Source organism: Oerskovia jenensis, from assembly GCF_016907235.1.
GTDB lineage: Bacteria > Actinomycetota > Actinomycetes > Actinomycetales > Cellulomonadaceae > Oerskovia > Oerskovia jenensis.
In genome coordinates this window covers 946,160-959,115 of the sequence record NZ_JAFBBO010000001.1, presented here as the reverse complement: position 1 = coordinate 959,115, position 12,956 = coordinate 946,160, and the positions used below count along the sequence as shown (strand labels likewise).

Annotated in this window: 9 protein-coding genes and 1 tRNA gene; 7 read left to right on the top strand and 3 right to left on the bottom strand. The window is 73.4% G+C overall.

From position 1 onward, the window contains the following. Positions 1 to 9: 9 nt before the first annotated feature. Positions 10 to 1,227: a toxic anion resistance protein gene (locus tag JOD49_RS04330; protein ID WP_205306124.1), complete on the bottom strand. Its 1,218-nt coding sequence runs from the start codon at positions 1,225 to 1,227 to the stop codon at positions 10 to 12. A 176-nt stretch (positions 1,228 to 1,403) separates the two neighbouring features. On the opposite strand from JOD49_RS04330, the gene JOD49_RS04325 reads away from it, so the two are divergent. After that, positions 1,404 to 2,042 carry an alpha/beta hydrolase gene (locus JOD49_RS04325; protein WP_205306123.1) on the top strand — a complete coding sequence of 213 codons (639 nt, stop codon included), beginning with the start codon at positions 1,404 to 1,406 and terminating at the stop codon, positions 2,040 to 2,042. Positions 2,043 to 2,301: 259 nt separating this feature from the next. On the opposite strand, the gene JOD49_RS04320 is transcribed toward JOD49_RS04325, so the two are convergent. Beyond that, complete coding sequence (locus JOD49_RS04320; RefSeq protein WP_205306122.1) at positions 2,302 to 2,958, bottom strand: flavin reductase family protein; 657 nt, start codon at positions 2,956 to 2,958, stop codon at positions 2,302 to 2,304. An 86-nt stretch (positions 2,959 to 3,044) separates the two neighbouring features. Next, positions 3,045 to 3,117 (bottom strand) — tRNA-Arg (locus JOD49_RS04315). Positions 3,118 to 3,304: 187 nt separating this feature from the next. Here JOD49_RS04315 and JOD49_RS04310 point away from each other — a divergent pair. From JOD49_RS04310 to JOD49_RS20470, 6 genes are all read left to right on the top strand, one after another. Continuing rightward, entirely contained in the window at positions 3,305 to 5,023 is a 1,719-nt protein-coding gene (locus JOD49_RS04310; RefSeq protein WP_205306121.1) for a GTPase, read from the top strand. Beyond that, positions 5,020 to 6,606, top strand: a complete 1,587-nt coding sequence (locus JOD49_RS04305; RefSeq protein ID WP_205306120.1) for a GTPase — start codon at positions 5,020 to 5,022, stop codon at positions 6,604 to 6,606. Before JOD49_RS04310 ends, JOD49_RS04305 begins: the two co-directional genes overlap by 4 nt. Before the next feature lie 43 nt (positions 6,607 to 6,649). Then, positions 6,650 to 7,342 carry a single-stranded DNA-binding protein gene (locus JOD49_RS04300; RefSeq protein ID WP_205306119.1) on the top strand — a complete coding sequence of 231 codons (693 nt, stop codon included), beginning with the start codon at positions 6,650 to 6,652 and terminating at the stop codon, positions 7,340 to 7,342. 112 nt (positions 7,343 to 7,454) lie between these two features. Beyond that, a complete protein-coding gene (gene ettA / locus JOD49_RS04295; protein ID WP_205306118.1) occupies positions 7,455 to 9,137 on the top strand; it encodes an energy-dependent translational throttle protein EttA in 1,683 nt (560 codons plus the stop codon). 133 nt (positions 9,138 to 9,270) lie between these two features. Then, positions 9,271 to 11,358, top strand: coding sequence for a dynamin family protein (locus JOD49_RS04290; protein WP_205306117.1), 2,088 nt, complete (start codon positions 9,271 to 9,273; stop codon positions 11,356 to 11,358). Then, a complete protein-coding gene (locus JOD49_RS20470) occupies positions 11,358 to 12,944 on the top strand; it encodes a GTPase family protein (RefSeq protein ID WP_205306116.1) in 1,587 nt (528 codons plus the stop codon). The genes JOD49_RS04290 and JOD49_RS20470 overlap by 1 nt, the downstream gene beginning before the upstream one ends. The last annotated feature ends 12 nt before the right edge of the window (positions 12,945 to 12,956 follow it).

Below are 12,956 nucleotides of genomic sequence, written 5' to 3'. Positions count from 1 at the left end.
GCGTCCGGGTCAGACCTTCCCGAGGTCGAGCGCGCCCGAGGCCGCACCCGACTGGTCGCCCTGGGCCACGCGGTCCAGGTACTCGCGGGCCTTGGTCGTCTCGGTCTCCAGGACACCGATGGTCTGCGCCATCGAGTCCAGCGCCTGGACCTTGAACGTGGAGATCGAGTCCATGGTCGCGTAGATGTTCTGGAACGCGGCCTGAAGCTGGGGCAGACCGACCGTGGCGCTCGCCGCCTGCGCCTGGATGGTCGCCGACTGGTCCGCGAGCATCTTGGACGTCGAGGCGATCATGTTCGACGTCGTCGTGTTGAGCGCCGTGATCTGGTCCAGGACGAGCTTCTGGTTCGCGAGGGCCTGCGCCACGATCACGGCCGTGCGCAGCGCCGAGACGGTCGTGGTGGTCGCGCGGTCGACGCCCTTGATGAGCTCGACGTTGTTCTTGATGACGATGTCGATCGCGAGGTAGCCCTGGATCGACACCGCGAGCTGCGTCAGGAGGTCCTGGTGCTTCTGGCGCACGTAGAACAGCACGTCCTCGCGCAGCGCCTTGGCCTTCTCCGGGTCCGTCGCGTCGAGCTCGGCGGTCTTCGCGGAGAGCTGCGCGTCGAGGCGCTCGGCCACGTAGATGTACTGGTTGAGGCGCGCCATGGTGTCCCACAGGTGCTGCTTCTCGAGGTTGAGAGCGGCGTTGTCCTTGCGGAGCTCGTCCTGGCCGTCGTAGAGCGCGCGGATGATCGCGTTGAGGTGCCCCTGTGCGCTCTCGTACCGGCGGAAGTAGTCGGTCAGCTTGTCGCCGAACGGGATGAAGCCGAGGATCTTGCGGCCCATGCTCGCCTCGGACGGGTCCAGGTTCTCGACCGTGCGGCGCAGTTCCAGGAGCGTGCTGCCGACCTTGGAGCCCTCCGACAAGCCGCCCTCCTTGAGCGCGCGCACGGGAGTGGCCAGCAGGCGGTTCGACGCGTCGGCGGCGGTACGGATGTCCTGGTCGCCCATGGTGCGCACGTCGTTGGCCTTGGCCGCGAACTCGGGGGAGCGGGCGTCGGAGGCCATGAGCGCGTCCAGGTACGACGTGACCTTCTGGTCCAGTCCCGGGATCGCGGCCTCGTCGACGCGCGGAGCCATCGCGGGAGCCTGCGTGGTCGCGACGGGCTTCACGGGCTCGGGCGCGGAGAGCACCAGGTGCTCGGTCGCGGCGGGGGGCTGGAGCGGTGCTGCCTCGGTCATCGTGATCCTTCGCTCGTCTCTGACGGAGGTCGGTGCGGGACCCACCCCTGGAACCCGGCGAACCGGGCAAGCCGGTCGACCGGCCGGTCCGGGGAGTATATCCGCGACGGGTGGCCGGTTCTTTACTCTTTCACGGCCTGGGAAGGGAGAGAACTCCCCATGTCAGGATTCTCGGCATGAGCTCCCCGATCACGGTCCACGTCCGCGGCAGCAACCAGGCGGGCCGCCCCCTCCTCCTCCTGCTCCACGGGTTCGGCTCGCACGAGCACGACCTGCCCGCGATCGCCGGTCATCTTCACCCGGTCTGGGACTGGGCGTCGCTGCGCGCGCCTCTCGACGCGGGCATCGGCGGGTTCTCGTGGTTCCCGCTGGGCGTGCCGGGACGTCCCGACCCCGCACCCGTCGCGGAGTCCACCGACGCGGTGCTCGCGTGGCTCGACGCGAACGTGACCCCCGGGACGGTCGTCGTGCCCGTGGGCTTCTCGCAGGGCGGCCTGATGGTGACCCAGCTCCTGCGCACGGCCCCCGAGCGCTTCGCGGCGGGGGTCGTGCTCTCGGGCTTCGTGCTCGACGCGGCGCTGCCCGGTGACGACGCGCTCGCGGAGCGCCGGCCGGCCGTCTTCTTCGGGCACGGCGACGCGGACCCGGTCATCTCGCGTGACGCGACCGAGCGGACCTCGGCCTGGCTCCCGCGGTTCACCGACGTGACCGACGTCGAGTACGCGGGGCTGCCGCACTCGATCAGCGCCGAGGAGCTCGCCGACGTGTCGGTGTTCCTGGACGGGGTGCTCGAAGGCGCCGGGCTCGGGGGCTGACGCCTCCTTCCGCTGGACGGCGCACCTTCTCCTGGGGCTTCACCAGTGGCTGGGGGGCGGGGTGGTGTTGCCGCAGAGCGCCAACAATTGTTGTCGCTTCGTGGGCACGACCCCCGACCCGAGCGTGCCGCGCTCAGCCGACCACGGGCACGGTGCCCGTCACCGGACCGTCACGACGGGCCGGGCGGCCGCCCACAGGGGAGCCGTCAGCACGGTCGCCCCGACGGCGGAGATCGCCTGGGCGGCGAGGCGACGACTGCTAGCGGTACCACTCCTCGTCGATCGACGAGAGCCTCGACGGCAGCACCCGGTCGCCCAGCCCGTAGAACTGCTGGAAGCTCATGATGAGCGGGCGCCACCGGTCGGGGTCGATCCGGTGGGTCGAGCCCGCGAGCCGGATCGACTCGTGCACGTGCACCCGCGTGACCGCGATCTCGACCGCGAGGATGCTCCCCGCGGCGACCGGGTCGTCGCCGCGCAACGGATGGACGTCCACCACGTGACCCTCGAGCTGCACGGGGCACTCGCCCGCCCTCGGCGCCGACACCGTGTCCGACGCGACGGGCATCAGGCCAGCGCGCCCGAACTTGTCCGGCTCGTACCGGTACCCCACGGACGACTTGCGTGCCGAGACCGGGTCGCGGCCCGTCGTGAGCGCGATCCGGTCGACCGCCGAGACCTGCTCGACCGACGGGAGGTTGAGCACGACCTCGCCCGTCTCCCGAAGGTTGATCGCCGTCTGCGACCTGGCCCCCACCCCGATCACCGCGGTGTGGCCCAACCAGAAGATCGACGACAACGGGGCGAGGTTGGGCCGTCCGTCGGCGCCGACGGTGCTGACGAGGACGACCGGGGTCCCGAAGTAGAGGATGGACGGGTCGATCGTGACGTGGGTGGAGTTCTGGACGGCCAGCATGGGAGTACCTCCGCGACGGGTGGACGGGCTCGTCCTGAAGACGCGGTGAGGGCGCGGGACGTGAGATCTCGCGTCAGGCGTAGGGGTGCCCCGAGCAGGACTCGAACCTGCAACCTACGGATTAGAAGGCCGTTGCTCTATCCATTGAGCTATCGGGGCGCGGGGACCATCGTAGTGGGATCCGGCCGTGACCTGCGCGCACGCGCGCGAGGCGGACGTGTCGCACGCCACCTCGTACCTGCCGCACGTCCCCGGCCAGCCATCTCACCCGGGTCGGCCGCACTCCGTCACCCGGTCATCGGCGCGCGCGTTTGGCATCGCCTCGGTAACCACAGAAGATGAACGGGTGACGACCCGACATGCTGCCGACCGTGCCCCGCGGGCTTTTTCCGCCTCGGGCAGGACGCCCGGCAACACGCCTGGAAACGCCCCCGAGGAGCTCGGGACGACGGTCTACGACGTGGGCCGGGACCTGCGCCGGGACGTCGCCGACGTCCGGCTCCCTCTCGACCTGGCGGGTGCCGCCGACGTCGAGGAGGCCCGCAAGCGCCTCCTGAACCAGCTCGACGAGCACCTGCTGCCGCGCCTCAAGGAGCTGTCCTCGCCCGCGGTCGTCGTGGTCGCGGGGTCCACGGGCGCGGGCAAGTCGACGTTGTACAACTCGTTGCTGGGCGAGGAGGTCTCGCAGGCCGGGGTCCTGCGCCCGACGACGCGCGAGCCCGTCTTCGCGTACAACCCGCTCGACGTGGACGTCCTGGTGCACAGCCCCACGACCGCGATGTCACGCGTCGTCGAGCACGACGGCGTGCCGCGCGGCACCGCGCTGCTCGACGCCCCGGACCTGGACTCGCTCCTCGCGGAGAACCGGTCGACCGCGGCCCAGCTGCTCGAGGCCGCGGACCTGTGGCTCTTCGTGACCACGGCCGCGCGCTACGGGGACGCCCTGCCCTGGGTCGCGCTCGGGCAGGCCATGGAGCGTGGCGCGAGCGTCGCGATGGTCCTCAACCGCGTCCCGCAGCACAACCTCACGACGATCCGTGGTGACCTCCTGGCGCGTCTGCGCGAGCACGGCATGGAGGGGGTCCCGCTCTTCGTGATCCCCGATGTCGGCCCGCACGAGGGCATGCTCGACCGCGCGACGGTCGCGCCCATCGCGCGCTGGCTGACCATGCTCGCGGGCCCGGACCGCTCGCGCGCCGTGATCGTGCGCACGCTCAAGGGCTCGCTCGCCGCGCTGCCCGCCTGGGTCACGGGGATCGCGGACGCGGTGCAGGAGCAGGTCGAGGCCGCGGAGGTCCTGCGCGAGACCGTCGAGCGCGCCCTGCCGGACGCGGAGTCCGCGGCACGTGGGGCCGTCGTCGCGGGCGTCGTGGCGGAGGGCTCGGTCGCCTCGCGCTGGGCCCAGCTCGCGGGCGCCGAGAAGATCGACCGTGTCAAGGTCCGGCACGGCCTGGCGCGCTCGACCCGGCGCAGGGGTCGTTCGCGGGAGGCCGCGCTCGAACCGCTGCTCGACGAGGTGCGCGCCGCGGCGACCCGGACGCTCGTCGCGGCGGGGGCGATCGCCGACGATGCCCTGCGCACCGCGCTGTCCGGCCCGGGAGCACCCCCCGGTGGACCGGCGTTCGCCCCCGAGCACGGCGACCCGGTCCGTGAGGCCGCGCGTGAGAAGGCTGCGGCGACGCAGGTCCACGAGTGGGTCGCCGTCGCCGACCGCGCCGTCGAGGCCCTGCGGGGCATCGACGAGCCCGGTATCGCACCGCAGGAGACCGCCGAGACGCGCCGGGCCGAGGCCGCCGTCAAGGCGTTCGGACCCACGGGCGTCGCGGCGCTCCTGCTCACGGCCGCCGCGGGGTCCGACGACGCCGCTCGCCTCGTGCGCAGCCTGCTCGGCGACGCCGGGGACGCGTCGGTCGCGACCCTGTCCTCGGACCTCGCGGACCGTGCTGCCGTCCTGGTGGCCCGAGAGGCCGTCGACCTGCACGAACGTCTCGACGTCCCCGCCCTCGCACCGGATGCCGCCGTCGGGCTGCGCCTACGCCTCGCCGAGCTCAGGAGGCTCTCATGACGTCCCACGACACCCAGCTCCGTGCCCGTGCCGACGACCTCGCGAGGGCTCTGGACCTTGCCGGGGACCGGCTCGACCCGGAGGTCGCGGCCCGCATCCGGACCGCGATCGGTGGGGTGCGCGAGCGCCTCGCGCTCGGCGTGGACCACACGGTCGTGGCGCTCGCGGGCGGCACGGGTTCCGGCAAGTCGAGCCTGTTCAACCGCGTCTCGCGCCTCAACTTCGCGGACGTCGGTGCCAAGCGGCCCACGACGGCCCGCATCACGGCGTGCTCGTGGAGCGACCGGGCGACGGCCCTGCTCGACTGGCTGGACGTCGACCCCGAGCGCCGGATCACGCGCGGCAGCGAGCTCGACGGTGACGCCGAGCAGGGCCTGGAGGGCCTGGTCCTGCTGGACCTGCCCGACCACGACTCGATCCAGCCTGCGCACCAGGAGGTCGTGAACCGCGTCCTGCCGCTCGTGGACCTGCTCGTGTGGGTCGTGGACCCGCAGAAGTACGCGGACGACGCCCTGCACTCGGGCTACCTGCAGAAGTCGGTCGGGCTCGAGGCGTCGATGGTCGTGGCGCTCAACCAGATCGACACGGTGCCCACGACGCAGCGCGGGAACCTGGTCGCGGACATGGGGCGCCTCCTGGAGGAGGACGGGCTCTCGGGCGTGTACGTGACCATGGTCTCGGCGCGCACGGGCGAGGGGCTGGGGCAGGTGCGCGAGCTCCTGGAGCAGGCCGTGGCGCGCCGGAGCGTGGCGGCGAGCCGGGTCGCGGGCGAGCTCGACCGGGCGGGCGCGCTGCTGCTCGAGCAGACGCCGGGCGAGGTGCCGTGGACCATGAGCACCGCGGTCGAGGAGGAGGTCGTCGCGATCGGCGAGGCCACGGGACTGGCGGCCGTCGCGGGACAGGTCGCGGCAGCGGTCCGCAACGGCTACGGCCGTCCCGAGTTCGCCCCGCCGCAGACCGACGCGGTCGCGCTGTCCCGCAGCCGGTGGCTTGCCCGGGCGGGCAAGGCGTTGCGTCCGGGCTGGAAGCGCGCGCTCGACGAGGCAGTGGCCCCCGCGGACCGGCTGGTCGAGGAGACGCAGCGCGCGTTGTCGAAGGTCTCGCTCGACACCCGCGGGCCGTCCTCGGCCCGCGTGACGCGCACCACGGCGCTCGTGGCGATCGGCGTCGCCGTGCTCACGGGGGCGCTCGCGATCCTCAGCTCGGCGGGGGTGCTGGACCTGGACCGGGCGCTCGTCGCGACGTCCGCGATCGTGGCGGGGGCAGCGGTCCTGGTCGCGCTGGGCTTCTTCCTGGCCGGGATCCAGATCCGCCGCACGCTGGCGCGTCGCCGGGAGGCGACGGTGCTGGCGTCGGGCCGTGGCGCCGTCGAGCGGGTGGTGCAGGAGACCATGGGCAGGCCCACGCAGAAGCTCCTCGACGAGCACCGCCGGGTCCGCGAGCTGGCGCAGTCGGCGCGTGACACGGGCAAGGCGTCACCGCTCACCGGGCCTCTGACGTTGCCCACAGCCAGGGATCTGAGCGACGTGTCCACAGCCGGGCCCTCGGCCCAGGACGCCGCGACGCGCGAACCGTCAGCCTGAGCGCGCGGTCGGCACCAGGCCGACCCCGCACCCAGGAGGAACGATGGGCAACGACGTCACGGTGACGCTCGCAGGCTTCATGGGCACGACCCCCAAGCTCTTCACGTCCCCGACCGGCAACGACTTCACGAGCTTCCGCATCGCGAGCACCACGCGCTACCTCGACCGCTCGCGCGGCGAGTGGGTCGACGGGCGGACCATCTGGTTCACCGTCAAGGCGTGGCGCGCCATGGCCCAGAACGTCGCGGCGTCGCTGCGCAAGGGCGACGCGGTCGTGGTCACGGGCCGCCTCGCGGTCGACGAGTGGACGAGCCCCGAGGGCCCGCGCACCAACCTCGTGATCGAGGCGAGCGCGCTCGGGCCGGACCTGACGCGCGGTCGCGCGCAGTTCACCAACACGGTCGTCCGCCCCGCCCAGCCCGACGGTGCCCAGGACGCCCCGGCATCCGGGTCGCTCGGGGCCGTCCCGGGCTCGGGGACCTCGGGGTCCGGCGAGCCGACGGGCAGCCTGCGACCGGGCCCTGGCGACGGCAGCATGTGGGACCTGGGCGGGGTGGGGGACGATCCCTTCCCGGAGGACGACGACGCCGAGCACGGTCTCGTGGACGACGTCGCCGCACCGTCGGGCGCCGGGGACGTCGGGGGCTCGTCGGACGACGGCGCGGACCTCACCGACGGCGTGGACGCAGACAACCCCGCGGACACCTCGACGGGCCGGCTCCTGGCGACGCGCTGAGGCCCGACCGCGTAGGCTGGGGGGTCGAAGACGCCCGCCCCGACCGGGGCACCCCCGGGTCCGGGGCGGGCGCACAGCATCCCGCGAGCGATCGAACGGTGGAACAGAGCCAGTGGCTGAGTTCATCTACTCCATGTACAAGGCGCGCAAGGCGCACGGTGACAAGGTCATCCTCGACGACGTCACCCTGAACTTCCTTCCCGGGGCCAAGATCGGTGTGGTCGGCCCCAACGGTGCCGGCAAGTCCACGATCCTGAAGATCATGGCCGGCCTCGAGCAGCCCTCGAACGGTGACGCCCGCCTCTCCCCGGGCTACTCGGTCGGCATCCTGCTGCAGGAGCCGCCGCTGAACGAGGAGAAGACGGTCCTCGGCAACGTCGAGGAGGGCGTGGCCGAGATCAAGGGCAAGCTCGACCGGTTCAACGAGATCTCGGCGCTCATGGCCGAGCCGGACGCGGACTTCGACGCCCTGCTCGCCGAGATGGGCACCCTGCAGGAGGCCATCGACGCGGCCGACGCCTGGGACCTCGACTCCCAGCTCGAGCAGGCCATGGACGCTCTGCGCTGCCCGCCGCCGGACGCCGACGTGTCGGTGCTCTCGGGTGGTGAGCGCCGCCGTGTCGCCCTGTGCAAGCTCCTCCTCGAGAAGCCCGACCTGCTGCTCCTCGACGAGCCCACCAACCACCTGGACGCCGAGTCCGTCCTGTGGCTCGAGCAGCACCTCGCGTCGTACCCCGGCGCGATCCTCGCCGTGACCCACGACCGCTACTTCCTCGACCACGTCGCGGAGTGGATCTGCGAGGTCGACCGCGGTCGCCTGTACCCCTACGAGGGCAACTACTCCACGTACCTGGAGAAGAAGCAGGAGCGCCTGGCGATCCAGGGCAAGAAGGACCAGAAGCTCGCGAAGCGTCTCAAGGACGAGCTCGAGTGGGTCCGCTCCAACGCGAAGGGCCGCCAGACCAAGTCGAAGGCGCGTCTGGCGCGCTACGAGGAGATGGCTGCCGAGGCGGACCGCACCAGGAAGCTGGACTTCGAGGAGATCCAGATCCCGCCGGGCCCGCGTCTGGGCTCGGTCGTGCTGGAGGCCGAGAACCTGCAGAAGGGCTTCGACGGCCGCCGGCTCATCGACGGGCTGAGCTTCACGCTGCCGCGCAACGGCATCGTGGGGGTCATCGGCCCCAACGGTGTCGGCAAGACGACCCTCTTCAAGACCATCGTGGGCCTCGAGCCCCTCGACGGCGGCGACCTCAAGGTCGGAGAGACCGTGTCGATCTCCTACGTCGACCAGTCGCGCGGCGGGATCGACCCCAAGAAGACGCTGTTCGAGGTCGTCTCGGACGGGCTCGACTTCATCAAGGTCGGCAACGTCGAGATGCCCTCGCGCGCGTACGTCGCGGCGTTCGGCTTCAAGGGCCCGGACCAGCAGAAGCCGGCCGGCGTGCTCTCGGGTGGTGAGCGCAACCGTCTGAACCTCGCGCTGACCCTCAAGCAGGGTGGAAACCTCCTGCTGCTCGACGAGCCCACCAACGACCTCGACGTCGAGACCCTGGGCTCGCTCGAGAACGCCCTGCTCGAGTTCCCGGGCTGCGCCGTCGTGGTCTCGCACGACCGGTGGTTCCTCGACCGCGTCGCGACGCACATCCTCGCGTACGAGGGCACCGAGGAGGACCCGGCGAACTGGTACTGGTTCGAGGGCAACTTCGCCTCGTACGAGGAGAACAAGATCAGCCGCCTCGGTGCCGACGCGGCGCGCCCGCACCGCGTCACGTACCGCAAGCTGACGCGCGACTGACCAGCGCACGACCGGTGCTCGTCCCCTGACGGGCGGCACCACGACCGAAGGGCCCCGGCGATCCGCCGGGGCCCTTCGGCGTCCCGGCGCGCTCACCGGTCGCCCGGGCGCCGCGTCGGGCAGACTGAGGCCCATGACCCACCCGACCGACGACGCCGGCCCGCCCGCAGGTGGTGCCCCCGACGGCGAAGACGGCGTCTCCCGCGCGTCCAGCACCGGCGGTGAGCGGCCCGACGACGCCGGTCACGGCCGCCACGTCGCGGCGGATCCCGGCTCGGAGCACGCGCCCGCGCGGACGGCGCAGGGCACCGACGATCTCGTCGCGGCCCTCGACGTCCTGCGCGGCGAGCTCGCCGCGCAGCGCCTGCCGCTGGTCACGCCGGGTGTCGAGGAGGACCGTCGGACCCTCGCGCTCGCGGTCGACCAGCTCGACGACTACCTGCTGCCGCGCCTGCGGTCGCGCAGCGCACCGCTGCTCGTGGTGGTGGGAGGTTCGACGGGGGCGGGCAAGTCGACGCTCGTGAACTCGGTCCTGGGGGAGAAGGTCACGGTGCCGGGGGTCCTGCGACCCACGACCCGTTCCCCGGTGCTGGTGCACCACCCGCTCGACGCGCGCTGGTTCAGCACCGACCGCATCCTGCCCGGGCTCGCGCGCGCACTGGGCCCGGTCGACCACGGGGCGGGGGACGGGGCGCACCGTTCGGTGCGGCTGGTCGCGTCCGAGGTCCTGCCGCAGGGCCTCGCGCTCCTCGACGCCCCCGACGTCGACTCGGTCGTCGTCGAGAACCGTGAGCTCGCGGCGCAGCTCCTGGGGGCCGCGGACCTGTGGCTCTTCGTGACGACGGCCGCGCGCTACGCCGACGCCGTGCCGTGGGACCTGCTCCACGAGGCCGCGACCCGGCGAGCGCAGGTCGCGCTCGTGCTGGACCGCGTCGACCCCGGCGCGGAGGCCGTCGGTGCCGACCTTCGGCGTCTGGCCTCGGAGAACGGCCTGGGCGACGCGCCGATCTTCCTCGTCCCCGAGGCGCGGCTCGTCGACGGCTTCCTTCCCGAGCCGGCGGTGAGCGAGATCTCGCGCTGGTTGACCGCGCTCGGTGGTGACGCGGGCGCGCGCTCGGCCGTGATCGACGCGACGCGCGACGGGGTGGTCGACGACCTGGTCCGTCGCGCGAGCGAGCTCGCGACGGCGGTAGACGCCCAGCACGAGGCCGACGTCCACCTCCGGGCGATCGTGGACGCGGCGTACGAGGACGCCCGGCGCACGGTCCTGGCCGCGACGAGCGACGGCGCCATGCTGCGCGGCGAGGTCCTCGCGCGCTGGCAGGACTTCGTGGGTACGGGCGAGTTCTTCCGGGCGGTCGAGCAGAAGGTCGGGTCGGTCCGCGACGCGATCAGCGGATTCTTCCGCGGCCGGGGCCGCAAGGTCCCGGAGGTCGAGGAGGCGATCACGCACGGCCTCGAGTCCGTGGTGCTCGACGCGGCCGAGGAGGCTGCCGAGCGGACCTACCGCGCGTGGCGCGCCGACCCGGCCGGAGCCGTGCTGCTCGAAGGTCTCGACCTGTCCCGCGCCTCGGCCTCGCTGCGGACGCGGGTCGCGGAGGAGATCCGGGGCTGGCAGTCCGACGTCCTGGCCCTGGTGAGCGAGCAGGCCGCCGCCAGGCGGGGCACGGCCCGCGCGCTCTCGTTCGGTCTCAACGGTCTGGGCGTCGCGCTCATGATCCTCGTGTTCGCCTCGACGGGTGGGATCACGGGGGCGGAGATCGGGATCGCGGGCGGGACCGCGGTGCTCGCGCAGAAGCTCCTCGAGGCCGTGTTCGGCGACGACGCGGTCCGTCGCCTGACCCGCACCGCGCAGGACCGGCTCGCGGACCGCGTCGGTGCGGTCCTCGGCTCCGAGGCCCAGCGCTACACCGTCCAGCTCGACGCGCTCGGCACGGGGAGCGCGACGGGAGACCCGCTGCGCGCCGCGGCGCACGAGGTGCGCAGGGCCGCGCGGAGCGAACGGAGGGCCCGCGACCGGGTGGCGGACGCGACGGGGGACGCGAGCGTCGTCGTCGGGCCGGCGGGGGCCCTGCGCGGCGCGCACGCCTCTCCGTCGCCCGCGCCCCAGGACGCGCCGGGCGAGGCCCCGGCCGCCGGGCGCCCCGGCTTCTGGCGCAGGCTCTTCGGTGCCCGCGACGACGGGCCCGGCGAGACCCTACCCACCGAGGACGAGAGCTGATGGCCCGCCTCGACCTCACGGCGCGCGTCGCCGCGCTCGAGACCGCGGTCTCGGCCGGCACGGGGCGCGTGCCCGACGACCTGCTCGACGACGCGCGCGCCGTCCTCGCGCGGACCGCGACGCGCAGCGCGCTCTCGGCCGAGCACACGGTCGTGGCGCTCGCGGGGTCCACGGGTTCGGGCAAGTCGTCGTTGTTCAACGCGGTCGCGCGCGCGCCGCTCGCCCGCGCGGGCGTCACGCGCCCGACGACGTCACGGCCCCTGGCGGTCGTCTGGGGACCGGGTGCGGACCCTCTTCTGAACTGGCTCGAGGTCGGTGAACGGCACCACGCCGCGGACCGTGCGGCCGTGGCCACCGACGGGCTCGTGCTGCTCGACCTGCCCGACCACGACTCGGTCGTGACCGAGCACCGGGCGGTCGCGGAGCGGCTGGTCGAGCGCGTCGACCTGCTGGTGTGGGTCGTCGACCCGCAGAAGTACGCGGACGCGGCGCTCCACGAGCGCTACCTGCGCCCGCTCGCGGGGCACGGGGACGTCGTCGTGGTCGTGCTCAACCAGATCGACCGCCTGACCCCCGAGGAGGCGACCGCGTGCCTCGCGGACCTGCGCCGGCTCGTGGCCGAGGACGGCCTCGCCGCGGCGCGCGTGCTGGGCGTCTCGGCGCTCACGGGGCAGGGGGTCGACGAGCTCGACGCGCTCCTGGACCAGGCCGCTGCGCGGCGTGAGGCCGCGGTCGCCCGCCTGGTCGCGGACGTGCGCGGTGTCGCGCGACGGGTCGCGGACGCGTGCGGCGACAAGGTGTCCGAGCGGTCGCAGGACGTGGCCCGGGCCCGCCTCGTGGACGCCCTCGAGGCGGCGGCCGGGGTGCCCACGGTGGTCGACGCCGTCCGGGGCTCGGCGAACCGGCGCGCCCGCGCCGCGACCGGTTGGCCTCCCACGCGCTGGATCGGGAGGCTCCGGGTCGACCCGCTGCGTCGCCTCGGGCTCACGCGCGGCTCGGACCGACCGGACCTTGCACGCACGTCGATCCCGCGGGCCTCGCCCACGGTCGCGGCCCGTGCGCAGGTCGCGGTCCGGGAGTACGTCGCGACCATGACGGCCGGTGCTCCGCAGGACTGGGCGCTCGCGGCGCGGGCGCGCGTGACGGACAGCACCGGGGGACTGGCCGACGCGCTGGACCAGGCCGTGGCGAGCACCGAGCTCGAGGCGGCTCGACGGCCGCGCTGGTGGGGCGTCGCGGGCTTCCTCCAGTGGGTCGTGCTGGCCCTCCTGCTCGCCGGGCTGGTGTGGCTGGGGGTGCTCGCGGTGCTCGCGTACCTTCAGCTCCCGGCCCCCGAGACCCCGGTGTGGCGAGGCTTCCCGTGGCCGACGGTGATGGTCGTGGGCGGGGTGGTGGTCGGCCTGGCGCTGGCGCTGGTCGCGCGCGCGGCGAGCGCGCTCGGTGCCCGACGGCGAGCCGCACGTGCCCGGCGCAGGCTGCGGGAGAGCATCGGGAAGGTCGCCGGGCGCCTCGTCTGGCTTCCCGTCGCGGAGGAGCTCTCGGCGCTCACGACGTGCCGCGTGGCCGCCCAGGTCGCGGCGACCTGAGGCGGGCGTAAG

Bases quoted from the DNA above. Each gene is read 5' to 3' on its own strand.
- JOD49_RS04330 (WP_205306124.1), bottom strand. From the start codon at position 1,227: ATGACCGAGGCAGCACCGCTCCAGCCCCCCGCCGCGACCGAGCACCTG.
- JOD49_RS04325 (WP_205306123.1), top strand. From the start codon at position 1,404: ATGAGCTCCCCGATCACGGTCCACGTCCGCGGCAGCAACCAGGCGGGC.
- JOD49_RS04320 (WP_205306122.1), bottom strand. From the start codon at position 2,958: ATGCTGGCCGTCCAGAACTCCACCCACGTCACGATCGACCCGTCCATC.
- JOD49_RS04305 (WP_205306120.1), top strand. From the start codon at position 5,020: ATGACGTCCCACGACACCCAGCTCCGTGCCCGTGCCGACGACCTCGCG.
- JOD49_RS04300 (WP_205306119.1), top strand. From the start codon at position 6,650: ATGGGCAACGACGTCACGGTGACGCTCGCAGGCTTCATGGGCACGACC.
- JOD49_RS04290 (WP_205306117.1), top strand. From the start codon at position 9,271: ATGACCCACCCGACCGACGACGCCGGCCCGCCCGCAGGTGGTGCCCCC.
- JOD49_RS20470 (WP_205306116.1), top strand. From the start codon at position 11,358: ATGGCCCGCCTCGACCTCACGGCGCGCGTCGCCGCGCTCGAGACCGCG.